Below are 13926 nucleotides of genomic sequence, written 5' to 3' on the forward strand. Positions count from 1 at the left end.
TCGCGCCTACGTTGCGGCGTCCCCGTCCGGCGTCCGGCTCTTCACATTGAGCATCGGGATGAAGATCTGCGCGAGCGGCCCGATGGCGACGGCGTAGATGAGCGTGCCGATGCCGAGCGTCGCGCCGAGCAGGAACCCGATGGCCAGCACGGTCAGTTCGATCACCCAGCGGACAACCCGGATGGGGTGGCCGCGGGCCGCCCACCCGGTCATCAGCCCGTCGCGGGGCCCCGGCCCGAGGCCGGCGCCGATGTACGCACCGGTGGCGACGCCGTTGAGTACGACGCCGGCGATCAGGACGGTCCAGCGCAGCCATATCGCCTCGGGCACGGGCGTCCAGGCCATGAAGAGGTCCATGACCGTGCCGACCAGCAGCACATTGAGCACGGTGCCCAGACCGGGCTTGTTGCGGAGCGGGATCCACAGCAGCAGCACCAGGGCACCGATGATGTTGGTCCACATGCCGATGCCCAGACCGACGGTCCGGGACAGGCCCTGGCTCAGCGCATCCCACGGCTCGACACCTAGCCCGGACTGGATCACCATCGCGTCGCTGACGCCGTACAGGACGAGCCCGAAGACCAGCTGCGACAGCCGGCGCGTGGGCCGGTCGGGAATCAGCGGTCGCTGGATGATCGCGCCGATTCCGCGTGATGTCCGGCCTGACGTGCCGCCTACCGCGGCGCCGGGGCTGTCACGCATCGACGTCATGGGAGCTCCTGGGCTGCTGGGTGCGGGTGTTGGAGGGAACGCTGAGTGCGCCGGGCGCGGGGGCTCTGCGGCGCGAGGGCGCGGCGAGCCATCGTGCCACCTCGTCCAGGTACCCGGGCACGTCCATCAGGAAGGCGTCGTGACCTCCCCGCGAGGTCTCCTCGTGGAAGTGCGCACAGCTGACGCCCGCCTTGTCCAGCTGCTCCATGATGTGGCGGCTGTGCTCGACGCCGTACAGCCGGTCCGACTCGAAGCTGAAGAGGTACACGTCGGGCTCCGCCTCGGCGACCTCCTCGTACGGCGTCGCGAAGGCGTCGAACAGGTCCATGGCACTGGTCAGACAGAGGTAGCTGTTCGCGTCGAAGCGCGCGACGAGTTTGTCCGCCTGACGCTCCAGATAGCGTTCCACTGAGAACGGCCCCCATGCGGCGATCCCCTCCGTGCGGGCTCCGTGCGGCGGCGGAGCGAGGTCGCGGTCGAACTTCGCCTGTAAGGAGTCCCCGGACATGTAGGTGAGATGGCCGATCATGCGGGCGATGCCCAGTCCCGCGTCCGGCCCCTCGCCGGCTCGATAGGCGCCGCCTTGGAACCGTGGGTCGCTGCGGATCGCGGCGCGTCCGATGGCGTTGAATGCGAGGTTGTCGGTGGACAGCAGGGCGGAGGTGGCGATCAGTCCGTACCGCTGAGCATCCCTCGGATGGCGCAGCAGCCACTCCAGCGCCTGCATGCCGCCCAGGGAGCCGCCGACGACCGCGTGCAGCCGTCCGACGCCGAGCCGGCGCAGCAGCTCGCGGTGGACGGCGACCATGTCGGCGACGGTGATCTGCGGGAACGGCGCCCACGTCGCGCGGTCGGCGAGCGGAGCCGGTCCCAGGGTGCCCGAGCAGCCGCCGAGCACATTGGCGCAGATCACCTGGAACCGGTCCGTGTCGATCGGCCGGCCCGGCCCCACCATCGACTCCCACCAGCCCGGAGCGTCGTCCGGATGGTGGCGGGTCACATGCGCGTCGCCGGTCAGGGCATGACAGACGAAGACCGTGTCCGTGCCTGTGGGGTCGGGCGGGCCGTACCGTTCGAAGGCCACGGGCACATCGGTGAGGGTCCGGCCGGATTCCAGGCGCAGCGGCCGGTCCGCGCCGAAGAGCACCAGGCGCTCCGGGCGCCGAGAAGCATTCGTCATCTGCGCCTCCGGGAACGTTGGGTGGCGGCCGCTCCGAACGCGGTGAACAGCGACTTGGAGACCGGGTCGGAGGAGGCATACCACTCGGGATGCCACTGCACGGCGAGGGCGAGGGAGGGGGCGTCCGCCACCGAGACCGCCTCGACGACGCCGTCGGCGGTCGCCGCCTCGAGCCTGAGTCCCGGCGCGAGACGGTCGATCGCCTGCTGGTGCAAGGAGTTGACCCGTACGGTGTCCTGCCCGACGATCTCGCGCAGCAGACCGCCGGGGGTCACCGCGATGTCGTGCGCGGGAAGGTACTGCTCGTCTCGGGACAGGCTCAGATCCTCGCGGTGCCCCGCGCCGATCGGCAGCGAGCCGATGTCCCGCAGAGTCCCGCCGTACGCCACGTTCAGCTCCTGGAGCCCGCGGCAGACGCCGAGGATGGGCAGGCCGGCGCCGATCGCCAGGGGGAGCAGCGCCAGGGCCAGCTCGTCCCGCTCGGGTGCGCGCGGGCCAGGCTCGGGCGGGCTGCCGTACCGCTCTGGCGCCACATTGGACTCGTGGCCGCCCAGAACGATCCCGTCGAAGCGGTCGAGCACCGACGGCAGCCAGGCGGCGGGCCCCTGCACCAGGGCGACCGCGCAGCCGGAGACGTCCTCCAGCGCCGACACGTAGACCTGACGGACCGCCGCGTGCGGGACGCCGTCGATGTCCTCGGTGACGCAGGCGAGCGCGACCAAGGGCGTGCTCGTGTCCGGTGCGCTCATATCGCCTTCAGCGCTTGGTCGAGGTCGGCGAGCAGGTCGTCGATGTGTTCCACGCCGACTGCGAGCCGGATCGACCCCTGTGTGACGCCGGCGGCGATCTGCTCCGCCTCGGGGAGTTGGGCGTGGGTGGTGGAGGCGGGGTGGGTGGCCATGGACCGCACGTCTCCGATGTTGGTGACGTGCGAGATCAGCCGGAGCGCCTCGATGAACCGGCTGCCGGCTTCCCGGCCGCCCTTGACCTCGAACTGCACCAGCGGGCCGGTGTTGCCGCGGAGATAGCGGCGTACACGCTCGCCCTCTTCGCCGCCGACGAGGGCGGGGTGGATGACCTGGTCGACGAGCGGATGGCCGTGCAGGAAGGCGGCCACCTTGGCGGAGTTCTCGCCGTGCACCCGCATCCGCAGCGGAAGCGTCTCCAGCCCCTGGAGCAGCAGGAAGGCGTTGAATGGGCTCAGGCAGGGCCCGAGGTCGCGCAGCAGCGTCTCGCGGGCCTTCAGCAGATAGCTGCTGCGGCCGAGCGCGCCGCTGAGCTCCTTGCCGGTACGCGTCCACACGACGTCGCCGTGCGCCGGGTCGGGCGTGGTCATCAGCGGATGGCGGTCGGCGTGCCGCTCCCAGTCGAAGGTTCCGCCGTCGACGATCAGCCCGCCGAGGCTGGAGCCGTGTCCTCCGATGTACTTGGTGGCGGAGTACGCCAGGATGTGCGCGCCGAGCTCGATGGGGCGCAGGACATACGGCAGCATCGTGTTGTCGAGGACCAGCGGCAGGCCGTGGGACTCGGCGACCTGGGCGACCTCCTCGATGGGGAAGAGCCGCAGGCGGGGGTTGGGCAGGGTCTCGCCGAAGTAGCAGCGGGTGCGCTCGTCGGTCGCGGCGGCGAAGTTCGCCGGGTTCTCGGGGCTGACGAACCGCGTCTCGATCCCGAAGCGGGCGAAGGTGTTCGCCAGCAGGTTCCAGGTACCGCCGTAGAGCTCGTTGGAGCTGACGATGTTGTCGCCGGCCTGGCAGATGTTGAGCAGGGCGAGGCTGACGGCGGCCTGCCCGGAGGCGACGGCAAGCGCGGCGGCCGCGCCGTCGACCGCGGCCATGCGCTCTTCGAGCACGTCGCAGGTCGGGTTGTTGAGCCGGGTGTAAGCCTGCCCGTCCTGGATCAGGTCGAAGATGCCCGCGGCGACAGCCGTGCTGGGCAGCTCGTACGCGGCGGTCTGGAAGATCGGGGTCACCATGGGTGGGGTGATGCCCAGCCGTGCCTGCGAGCCGCCGTGTACGACGGCCGACTCGGGCCTGGTGAACTCCTTGGCTGCGAGAGCCTTGTGGTCAGGCTGCGACATCGCGCCCCTCTTGGATCCGGTTCTCGGGCGTGGCTTCTTGGTTGGGCGTCATGGAGCGGACGATCGCCGACATGGTGCTGGGCTGCCCCTCGGGCCCGCGGTGGAACAGCCCGCCGAGCGCCTGGTCGACGGCGGCGTAGTTCGGGTCCCGAAGCCGAATCTTGCGCGTCTTGTGCAGGTTCCAGAACGGGGTGCGGGGGTCCAGGTGGTGCTCCAGGTGGTAGTTGTCGTTGTGAATGCCGGTCAGGAACTTCTCCCAGCTGCGGCTCTTGCGGTTGCGCGTCATGTACAGATCGATGTTCGAGTCGCGCACCAGCGGTGTGTGCTCGGAGAGTTCGATGTACCAGCCGAGGATTTGGAAGCTCGTGAGGTACGGAACCACCCAGAACAGAAGAAGCCCCAGCAGCCACCCGCCGTACCAGGCGAGCCCGACGACAAGAGCCCAGAACAGCCAGAACCCAGCCCGGTCCATCGCCCGCTTGCGCCGCTGCACGGGCGAGGAGACCTCGGCTCGCTTCTCGACGCCCTTGAGGACGCGGTAGCGGTTGCGCACGAGATAGCGCAGATAGGCCCAGGTCTGCGTGCCCAGCAGTGGGAAGATGACGACCCGCCGCACGTAGTCGGCCGTGGCCGACTGCCGATACGCGCCCTGCTCGATGAAGAACCGCAGATCGGGGTCGCCGTCCGGGCTACCGAGCTTGGGGTGGTGGGTGAAGACGTGGGAGACCTTGTAGGCGTAGTGCTGCTGGAAGATCGGATACGCGGTCAGCAGTGTTCCGGCGAACATCTGGAGCCGCTTGTCGGCGACGCCCACACCGTGCGCGCAGTCGTGCAGCAGGGTGGACAGCCCTCGCTGCCGGGCCCCGATGACGAGGACGGCGAGCGGATACAGCCAGTAGGAGCCGTAGACGCAGGAAAGGACACAGAGCACCATCCAGAACGCGTCCTCGGCCCAGGCGACGAAGACATGCCAGTTGTCAGCCCGGTTGAGTTCGTTGAGTTCTTGCTGGACATCGGAAGGGAATCTGTACATCCGGTAGCGCCGGCCGTCGTACGCCCATGCGTCGCCAGTGCTCAACTACTACTCCTCGTGCCCCGGTCCGGCAGGAACTGTCGTGCTGAGCTGCAGTGCTGTCGTGCAACCGTGCGAGTCTGGTGACAGGAGCCAGCACAGGGCAATAGAGTTTTGAGACAGTAGTGAAATCGCCGACGCCTCTCACCTCGAGTCGTCGTGAGCGAATCGGGTGCCTTCGAGCGTTCGCGTGGCGGCCTCCACACGGGGGCCGTGCCAGTCCAGGCACGGGCGCTGTCACGTTGTTGGGTGGGTAGGTGTCTGATGGTGCGTCGTGGCGTGGTGGAGCCCGGTTTCGGGCTGTGCTCGGGCCGTGGTGGAGGGGTAGGCGGCGCTGGTGATCTGTTCCCAGATGGCGAAGCGGACGGTCATCTCGGCTCGGTAGTGGTGTGCGGACAGCCGGTGGCGTCGGGGGCGGAAGTGGGGTGAGATGCCGCTGAACGCGGCCAGGAACCGCTGGGCTGCGCCGGTGCTGCGGAAGCCTTTCATCGCTCGTTCGCGCTGCCTTGTTGGCTGGTGGCTGTTCTCCGCCCGGTTGTTCAGCCCCTTGTGGGAGCGGTGCTCGACGGAGGGCATGACCTCGCGGTGGGCCGCGCCGTAGGAGCGGAGCTTGTCGGTGACGATCACCCGCGGCACCGTGCGGGTCTTCTTCATCAGCCTGCGCAAGAAGTGCCTGGCCGCGGCTTTGTCCCGGCGGCTCTGTACCAGGATGTCCAGGACGTTGCCGTCCTGGTCGACCGCCCGCCACAGATACTTCTGTTCCCCATTGATCTTGATGAAGACCTCGTCCAAGTGCCACTTGTCACCAGGTCGGGGCCGGCGGCGGCGCAGCGAATCGGCGTACCGCTGCCCGAACTTGGCGCACCAGCGGCGCACCGTCTCGTACGAGACGACGATCCCCCGCTCGAGCATCAGCTCCTCGACCTCGCGGAAGCTGAGGGGGAAGCGGTGGTACAGCCACACGCAGTGGGAGATGACCTCGACCGGGTATCGGTGCCCCTTGTACGACGGAGCCACGGCCCCCACGGAACAGCCCCCTCCAACACGATCAACCAGAAGATCATCCCACCCGCTCAGCCAACGTGACAGCGCCTTCACTCCTTCATGTGTACGTACGGTTCTTGACCTGAGGTTCCCCCGAGATGCGGAGGATGGTGACAGAGGGTCAGATGGTTCTCATGAGAGGAACATCGACCATGAGTGGGCCCCAATGATGGTGTTTGACCACACCAGCAGGGCCGCTTGGGCCAGTGTCAAGGGGTGGCGGAGCGACCGACGGCCCGCCAGCCGGCCATCACCAGGGTGGTTGTGCCGGAGATGAAGATCAGGTTGCCGAGCAGGTCCAGCCACAGTGGGACCTCGACCAGCGACCGCTGCGCCACGGCGAAAGCCAGGTGGGGCACCAGTGCGCCGGCGGCCAGGGCGAGGCGGTGGCGTGGCGACCAGCCGGGGCGGGCCGACCATCGTCTGACCGCTGTCACGCCCCAGGCGACGAGGACCAGGTAGACCGTCACCACCGCCGGCGCGGGCCCGACCTGGGCGGCGCCAGCGACGAAGAGGAGCGTGGCGCTCACCGCAGCTGCGGCGGCCCGTTGAGGCGTGGGCGCCGCCCCGGCGGGAACCACGGGCCGACCGGAGGCAGCGAGCTCGGGTGGCGCCGCGGGAGGGGCAGCGCCGTCACCTGCGGCTCGGGACGGACGGCGCGGCGTGCGAGCCAGCCACCCGGCGAGCGCGAAAAGTGCCGTCACCGCCACCGCGGCGCCGGCCAGGTGTGCGGACGACGGCACGAAGTCGTCCTCGGACAAGGTGATACCGGCCGTCGCCGCTCCGCCCAGGCCGATGGCCAGCACGGCCCAGGCAAGGCCGCGGGGGGTGAGCCAGGGCCGATCGGCGAGGTCGCCGCCCAGGGCCTCCACCAGAGCGATGGGCACGCAGATGCTCCACACGGCGTGGAGCAGTACGACGAACGTCGTCCACCACGACCCGATACCGAGCGCCGGGATCCACCCGAAGTCGAGCAGCCGCAGGTCAGCATAGTCGGGGTTGAACAGCGAGAAGCTGATGAACGACTCCTCGACCACGCCGTAGGCCAAGCCCAGAGTGAAGATGACCGGCCAGGGCCGCGCGGAGCGACGGCCCAAGTCGCGGATGAACACGGCGGCGCCGCCGTACAGGGGCGCGTAGATCACCAGCAGCCATACGTAGATGACTGGCAAGTTGCCCGAGGCGAACTCGGCCACCAGCGGCGCCGTGGCCACCAGCGCCCAGGCGAGACGACGGCGCCGTCGGCGGTCGGGCGTGCCGGCCCGCGGCACCTCGGCTGGCGTCACCCCCGCCACGAGCTGACCACGCCAGCGCCGACGAACACGCCCGCGAACAGCACGGTGAGGGCGAGCAGTGTCCCGTCGGGCTCACCCCGGGCCACACTGACCAGGTACCACCCGGTGACGACCAGGCCGAGAACGCCACCGGCTACCGACAACGAGCGCATGTACAGAGCGCGGTTGCGCTCGTCGCCGGCGCCCCCGACGGCCCGGATGGCGTCAATGCGGCGGCGGCCCAGCGCCAGGGCAAGGGCGAAGACCAGCATGCTCGTACCGGCCAGCAACCCGGCCACCAGCCCCTGGCCTAATCCGAAAGCCAGCCCTGACGCGACGGCGATGCCCAGGTACCAGGCCATGTCGGCCCGCCACGCCGTCACGGGATCTACGTCCATCATTACGCGTCACCTTCGCTCGGTGTGAACAGCTGCTCGATGACCGTGCCGAAGAAGCCGGCCAGCGCGAACGCGAGCGGGAGCGAGGGGAGATAGCGCCCGGTCTCGATGGCGTTGATGGTCTGCCGCGACACACCCACGGCCTCAGCCAGCTCGGCCTGAGAGATCCGTCGCTCGAGTCGGTACTCCCGCACATGGTTTCGCACGGTGACAAGTTTCCTTGTCACACCAGTGAATGTCAAGGAAACTTGTCACCTTCTTGACGTCACGGCCCGCTCGGACCTCGTTCAGCCACAGGCTGATCACGGGTATGAGGTTGAATCCCAGGCGCTGTCACGTTGGCTGAGCGGGTGGGATGATCTTCTGGTTGATCGTGTTGGAGGGGGCTGTTCCGTGGGGGCCGTGGCTCCGTCGTACAAGGGGCACCGATACCCGGTCGAGGTCATCTCCCACTGCGTGTGGCTGTACCACCGCTTCCCCCTCAGCTTCCGCGAGGTCGAGGAGCTGATGCTCGAGCGGGGGATCGTCGTCTCGTACGAGACGGTGCGCCGCTGGTGCGCCAAGTTCGGGCAGCGGTACGCCGATTCGCTGCGCCGCCGCCGGCCCCGACCTGGTGACAAGTGGCACTTGGACGAGGTCTTCATCAAGATCAATGGGGAACAGAAGTATCTGTGGCGGGTGGTCGACCAGGACGGCAACGTCCTGGACATCCTGGTACAGAGCCGCCGGGACAAAGCCGCGGCCAGGCACTTCTTGCGCCGCCTGCTGAAGAACACGGGTGCGGTGCCGCGGGTGATCGTCACCGACAAGCTCCGCTCCTACGGCGCGGCCCACCGCGAGGTCATGCCCTCCGTCGAGCACCGCTCCCACAAGGGGCTGAACAACCGGGCGGAGAACAGCCACCAGCCAACAAGGCAGCGCGAACGAGCGATGAAAGGCTTCCGCAGCACCGGCGCAGCCCAGCGGTTCCTGGCCGCGTTCAGCGGCATCTCACCCCACTTCCGCCCCCGACGCCACCGGCTGTCCGCACACCACTACCGAGCCGAGATGACCGTCCGCTTCGCCATCTGGGAACAGATCACCAGCGCCGCCTACCCCTCCACCACGGCCCGAGCACAGCCCGAAACCGGGCTCCACCACGCCACGACGCACCATCAGACACCTACCCACCCAACAACGTGACAGCGCCGCCGTCGGCCCACACCAGCGTGATCTTGCGGAACCGGGTTCGCAGGCGGGGCAGCATGACGCGGGCGGCCTGGCGGTCGGTGACGTCGGCGGCACACACCAGCACCACCAGCAGCAGGCCCAGGCAGTCCGTGATGACGTGTCGGCGCCTTCCGTTGATCTTCTTGCCGCCGTCATAACCGCGCGTGGCGGCGGGCACCGAGGCGGCGCCCTTGACCGACTGGGAGTCGATGACCGCAGCGGTCGGCTCCTGATCTCGGCCCTCGGGCCTCGCGGGCCCGGCCGCGCAGCCGGTCGTGGAACTCCTTGACCAGGCCGTGCTCCCGCCACCTGCGGAAGAAGGCGTACACCCGGTCCCAGGCAGGGAGGTCGGCGGGCATGGAGCGCCACTTGATGCCGTTGTCGCAATGCCGTTGCTTGACCTACTGAAGTATCGCGGGCGTAAGGGTGATGACTTTCTCCGGAACCCTCGTGTACCTCGCCTGACCTGGCCTTTCTTGCGCACGATGTACTGCGAGACCGGATGGCGGGTATAGCGGTCCGCTGCGCGTAGTCGCCGTAGCCCGTTGTCGAGCTTGCGCACGACTTTCGTGGCCATCCGCTTCATGAACTGCCGTAGACGGCGGGTTGATTGACCTGCCTGGAGAACGATGCTGCGTCGTGTGTGCTTGAGGACCTTGACGAACGAGATCCGGTCGGGGTCCAGGCCCTCGCCGTCGGCCAGCCGCATGATGATCCGGTTCAGGCAGTGATGGACAGTCAGGTGGGCCCAGATCTCCTGCCGCACCAGTTCCGGCGACACCGACCGCAGCACCTCGGTCTTTCCCCGCTGAAAGGTCTTCAGCTGCCGGTAGGCGGATTCGACCTCCCAGCGCTCGTGATACAGGGCTGCCAGTTCCTCGGCAGGCCAGGACTCGGGATCGAGCAAGTCGGTCAGCAGCCTGGTTGTCTCGCCCCCGTCGACCTGGTAATCGATCACCCTGACTGTTACCCCGCCCGGATGGGAGCGCCGCTGCCCGGCGAGATTCATCCGGGTCAGATAGGTCCCGTCAGGCAAGACCTCCATGGGCTTCGCGGCGACGAAGGTGCGGGCTCTGATCAGTAAGTGCGCTCCGGCCTGCGTATATGCCTTCCACAGTGCGACACCGGGGAAGGCCCGGTCCATGATCACCAGCATGCCGGCGGCACTGCCGGCCATCTCTGTCGCCAGCGCGGGCTCGCCACCACCGCCCTTGAAGCTGCCTATCCGCGCGTCGATCGTCGCGTGCGTACCGGTCTCGGTCAGCGTCACCACCCTGGCCTGCGGGAACCCGATGGCCCGACCGGCACTGTCCACCTGCCCACCAAAAGCGGCACGGGTCGTATCGTTCTCCGGCACGTCCAGCAAGAACCCGTCGACCGCGGCAACTCTCATCCCGCGCCAGAACGCGGCCTCGAGGGTGGGCGGAGCGATCGCCCCCGCCACACGGCGGAACACTCCCTCCAACGGTGCAGCCCCAAGCTGCTGCCGGGCCCTGGTGAACGACGACTTGTTCGGGACCGACTGGTCCATCTCGCCCAGGGCCCCGACCAGGTTCTCCGCGACATCGTCGTAGGAGTCCTGCTGGAACAGCGCCAGAGCAAGCACGAAGTAGACCATGAACCGGCTCGACAGGGGACGGGGCTTGGCATCCAGCCGACCACACGCGGTCAACACCCCGTCCACCAGCTCAGGGAGGATCCACTCGGTTAGCAACCCGAGCCGGACTTCATCGGATAACCCGATCCATGGATGCATGTCCGTGTCAACGAACCAGCACCCCGGCGGTCACCGTGCCCGGGAGAGGAACTACGTGCACCTCTCAAGCAACGGCATTGGCCGTTGTCGGTGACGTACCGGATCGCATCCAGCATCACGCGGTGGCAGTAGCCCTCCGGCCGCCCGCCCCGCCCCGGCTCTCCAGCCAGGCCGGCACCGGCATCGCGTCCCGCACCACTGCCCACTCTGCGTCCGTCATGTCCGACGGATACACCGTCACCCTCTCCGGGCGGTCGGCCGCGTTCCCGAACCTGTGCGCGAGGCAATCACACGATGGAACAACCGAGTTGAACTGGACGGACTTGGACGCGTACGACAACGACACCACGGCCTCCTGGCATTGCTCGGTTCGATTCGCATCCCCGAGCTACCGAGAGGCCCCGCCTTCATACGCGTGCCGCCGGGAGATCAGCGCGGCGAGAAACCTGTTCGACCCGCGCGTTCCATGATCGGTGGTCGAGATCAACCGGCCGTGGAATCTCTACGATCAGAAGTGTCCCCATGATCAATAGAGGCACGGCTTCTGAGTACCTGATCCCCGTGCCCGATCACTGGGTTGATCGTTTGACCACCCGATGGACTACGAGTTCTGGAGCATCCTCGAACGCGGGGGCGTCGACGCTGTGCGGGCCGCGCTGTCGGATTTCGCCGACCGCGCGAGCGATGACGGGCTGGATGCGGTCGTGGATCTGGCGTGCCAGGGCATGGCGGATGGCACCGCCTGCATCATCGCCAGTGGTGATCGGTTCAGGGCAAAGGCGAACCGGTGGAGACGCAGGTTGCCGGACTTGAGCGGCAGGTCAGCTTGCTGCTCGGCTTCACGCTCGGCGAACTCCTTGATCCGCCTTCTGGGAGCCGCTGACCTTCGACGTCCGGGCCCTGCACGGCTATGGGGGGTGCGGTCGCCCTCACGTGTACGGGCCGGACCGTTAAGGGCAGTTCATAAGGATTTGCTCAAATATTTGGTGAATGAGCCAGTTGGGGCAGCGGTGCGACGGCCGTCCGGGCGTGCCGTGCGGGAGAGAGGCTGGTCGGGAGGTGGGTGTGCGGGTTTCGTGGCGTGCGTGGGTCGGGCTGGTTTGGGCGGTTGTGGCTGTGGCGGCTTTGCTGGTTTCGCCTGTTGGTGTCGGCCATGTGCGCGGGGGCGTTCCGCAGGTGGGGGACAGTGAATCGGCCCGGGCTGCCGCCTTGATCGAACGCGATATGCCCGGGTTGGGTAACGGCAGTCTCGTCCTGGCCTTCAGCTCGCCGTCCCTGCGTGTTCGCGTGGACGAGCCGTACCAGCGGTCCGTGGAGGCGGTGGCGGGGCTGTGGCCTCGGTGGAGGGGTGGGCCGGATCATGGCGGTGCCGGACTTTCCGGGCCTTGATCCGCATCACGCCTATCTTCTGGTCGGGCTTGCCGGCGGTCCCGGATCGGCGCAGGAGAGCATCCCGGCGGTGCGTGAAGCCGCGCATGCGGCTGCGGCTGCCGCCTCCCGGGGGCACGTCAGTGTCGCGGTGACGGGTCCCGCACCTGTCTACGACGCCCTGGTCCACACCGATCTGCGGTCCCTGCAGCGTGCCGAGGTGCTGGCGGTCCCCCTCGCGTTGGTGCTCCTGGTGGCCGGCCTGGGATCGCTCGGCGCCGCCTTGGTGCCGCTTTTGGCGGCGGGCCTCGCCGTCCTGGTGAGTACCGGGGCCCTGCTCGCATTCGCGCTGGTGTCGGACGTGGACACGCTGACCCTGGCTGTGGCCACGTCGGTGGGCTTCGGCCTTGGTTTGGACTACGCGTTGCTGTTCCTGTTGCGCTACCGCCATGCGCGGGAACAGGGCGCCGGCCCGTATGAAGCCTCCTCCCGGGCCAGAGGGACAGCCGGCCACGCGATCGCCTGGTGTGCGGGTGCCGTCGTCCTGGCCAGTGCGGCCCTGCTCGTCGTCGGGGTGGACGTCTTCCGCACGATGGGGCTGGCGGTGGCCGTGGCCACCCTGGTCGCCACGGCCACCGCCACGACCCTGCTCCCCGCCGTGCTCCCGTGCATCGAGCCGATGCTGGAGTTCGGCCGCCTGCCCCGAAGGCACCGCCCGGACCACGACACCAAGGTCTGGGTGCGCTGGGCGCACCATCTGATGGGCCGCCCCTGGCGCTACCTGCTCGCGGCCGGTGCCGTGCTGCTGATCGCCGCGACCCCGCTGAGCGACCTGAGGCTGGGCGTGCGCATCGACCGCACCGCGCTGGTGGACACCGAAGCCGGACGAGGCATGCGGCAGATCGAAGCCGACGGCCTGGCCAACATCACCTTCCTCGCCTTCCCTCACACTGTGGAGCAGGGACCGGTGGACACCGGCGCACTGTCCGACCGCCTGCGCGCCGATCCGCGTATCTCCACGGTCGCCGCCCTGGACAACGGCCACGACCTGACGGTCCTGGCCCTCACCGACCGCGTCCCCGTCGACGCCCCGGCCGCCGCCGAGCTGACTGCCTCCATCCGCTCGGCTGCCCGTCAATTCCTGCCTGTCGGCCAGAAGTTTTACGCAACGGGCCCGGCCGCCATGGTGGCCGACTTCCGGGCAGCGATGAACGCCGCCTTGTGGCACGTCGCCGCCCTCGTGCTGGCCACGTCGTTCGCGCTCATGTTCCTCGCCTTCCGCAGCGTGCTGATCCCCCTCAAGGCCCTGTTCATGAACGCGCTGTCCCTGGCAGCGGCGTTCGGCCTGCTCGCCTGGACCACACGGCACACTGCGGACAGCGTTCATCTCGGCATTCCCCTGGTGGCGTTGACCATCGTGTTCGGTGTGTCCATGGACTACGAGATCTTTCTGGTCCACCGCATCACCGAGCACTACCGCGCACACGGCGACTGCCGTCGGGCCGTGGCGGACGGCCTCGCCGAGACCGCCCGCCCCATCACCACCGCGGCCGCCACCCTGGCCTGCGTCTTCGCCGTGCTGATGACCACCCGTCAGCAGGACCTTCAGCAACTGGGCTTCCTCGTGGCCACGGCCGTGCTTCTGGACGCCACCCTCGTCCGCCTCGTCCTCGTGCCGGCCCTGATGCGCCTGCTCGACCACCGCAACTGGTGGCTGCCGCCCGCCCTTCACCGCCTGCACTCCCCTCTCCTTCCCATCCCCGCGCCCCGCAGCGGCGCCGACCCGGCCACCAACCCCCTCTCGGGCACACGAAAAGGACCCTCTCTGTGACAC

Annotated in this window: 13 protein-coding genes and 1 pseudogene; 2 read left to right on the forward strand and 12 right to left on the reverse strand. The window is 68.5% G+C overall.

Features of this window, described 5'->3' with window-relative positions; genetic code table 11:
- Window positions 1–6: 6 nt before the first annotated feature.
- The 9 genes from E4N62_RS21915 to E4N62_RS21955 all read right to left on the reverse strand — a co-directional run bounded on the left by E4N62_RS21915 (window position 7) and on the right by E4N62_RS21955 (window position 7965).
- Window positions 7–711, reverse strand: a complete 705-nt coding sequence (locus E4N62_RS21915) for a YitT family protein (RefSeq protein ID WP_230216892.1) — start codon at window positions 709–711, stop codon at window positions 7–9.
- Complete coding sequence (locus E4N62_RS21920) at window positions 695–1891, reverse strand: homoserine O-acetyltransferase (RefSeq protein ID WP_230216895.1); 1197 nt, start codon at window positions 1889–1891, stop codon at window positions 695–697. Before E4N62_RS21920 ends, E4N62_RS21915 begins: the two co-directional genes overlap by 17 nt.
- Window positions 1888–2640 (reverse strand): gamma-glutamyl-gamma-aminobutyrate hydrolase family protein, encoded by a 753-nt coding sequence (locus E4N62_RS21925; protein WP_230216897.1) that lies wholly within the window; start codon window positions 2638–2640, stop codon window positions 1888–1890. Before E4N62_RS21925 ends, E4N62_RS21920 begins: the two co-directional genes overlap by 4 nt.
- Window positions 2637–3971 (reverse strand): O-acetylhomoserine aminocarboxypropyltransferase/cysteine synthase family protein, encoded by a 1335-nt coding sequence (locus E4N62_RS21930; protein WP_230216899.1) that lies wholly within the window; start codon window positions 3969–3971, stop codon window positions 2637–2639. Before E4N62_RS21930 ends, E4N62_RS21925 begins: the two co-directional genes overlap by 4 nt.
- Complete coding sequence (locus tag E4N62_RS21935) at window positions 3958–5049, reverse strand: fatty acid desaturase family protein (protein WP_230216901.1); 1092 nt, start codon at window positions 5047–5049, stop codon at window positions 3958–3960. Before E4N62_RS21935 ends, E4N62_RS21930 begins: the two co-directional genes overlap by 14 nt.
- Before the next feature lie 231 nt (window positions 5050–5280).
- Window positions 5281–6069 (reverse strand): IS6 family transposase, encoded by a 789-nt coding sequence (locus E4N62_RS21940; RefSeq protein ID WP_230216903.1) that lies wholly within the window; start codon window positions 6067–6069, stop codon window positions 5281–5283.
- A gap of 227 nt (window positions 6070–6296) precedes the next feature.
- Window positions 6297–7373 carry a hypothetical protein gene (locus E4N62_RS21945; protein ID WP_230216905.1) on the reverse strand — a complete coding sequence of 359 codons (1077 nt, stop codon included), beginning with the start codon at window positions 7371–7373 and terminating at the stop codon, window positions 6297–6299.
- On the reverse strand, window positions 7370–7762 hold the full coding sequence (locus E4N62_RS21950) for a hypothetical protein (RefSeq protein ID WP_230216907.1): 393 nt from the start codon (window positions 7760–7762) through the stop codon (window positions 7370–7372). The genes E4N62_RS21945 and E4N62_RS21950 overlap by 4 nt, the downstream gene beginning before the upstream one ends.
- Window positions 7762–7965 carry a helix-turn-helix transcriptional regulator gene (locus tag E4N62_RS21955; protein WP_230216909.1) on the reverse strand — a complete coding sequence of 68 codons (204 nt, stop codon included), beginning with the start codon at window positions 7963–7965 and terminating at the stop codon, window positions 7762–7764. The genes E4N62_RS21950 and E4N62_RS21955 overlap by 1 nt, the downstream gene beginning before the upstream one ends.
- A gap of 187 nt (window positions 7966–8152) precedes the next feature.
- On the opposite strand from E4N62_RS21955, the gene E4N62_RS21960 reads away from it, so the two are divergent.
- Window positions 8153–8941 (forward strand): IS6 family transposase, encoded by a 789-nt coding sequence (locus E4N62_RS21960; protein WP_230216911.1) that lies wholly within the window; start codon window positions 8153–8155, stop codon window positions 8939–8941.
- On the opposite strand, the gene E4N62_RS49550 is transcribed toward E4N62_RS21960, so the two are convergent.
- The 3 genes and pseudogenes from E4N62_RS49550 to E4N62_RS21970 all read right to left on the reverse strand — a co-directional run.
- Window positions 8922–9146, reverse strand: a complete 225-nt coding sequence (locus E4N62_RS49550) for a transposase (RefSeq protein ID WP_374117037.1) — start codon at window positions 9144–9146, stop codon at window positions 8922–8924. The two genes, E4N62_RS21960 and E4N62_RS49550, sit on opposite strands and share 20 nt — an antisense overlap.
- Window positions 9121–9327 carry a hypothetical protein gene (locus tag E4N62_RS49555; protein ID WP_374117038.1) on the reverse strand — a complete coding sequence of 69 codons (207 nt, stop codon included), beginning with the start codon at window positions 9325–9327 and terminating at the stop codon, window positions 9121–9123. Before E4N62_RS49555 ends, E4N62_RS49550 begins: the two co-directional genes overlap by 26 nt.
- Window positions 9328–9695: 368 nt before the next feature.
- Window positions 9696–10724 (reverse strand): annotated as a pseudogene (locus tag E4N62_RS21970) (IS4 family transposase); the annotation flags it as partial.
- Between the two features lie 1360 nt (window positions 10725–12084).
- On the opposite strand from E4N62_RS21970, the gene E4N62_RS21975 reads away from it, so the two are divergent.
- The gene (locus E4N62_RS21975) at window positions 12085–13923 is read left to right on the forward strand and encodes an MMPL family transporter (RefSeq protein ID WP_230216913.1); all 1839 of its coding nucleotides are present in this window, start codon (window positions 12085–12087) and stop codon (window positions 13921–13923) included.
- The last annotated feature ends 3 nt before the right edge of the window (window positions 13924–13926 follow it).

Source organism: Streptomyces sp. MNU76 (genome assembly GCF_020982545.1).
In the GTDB taxonomy this organism is placed as follows: domain Bacteria; phylum Actinomycetota; class Actinomycetes; order Streptomycetales; family Streptomycetaceae; genus Streptomyces.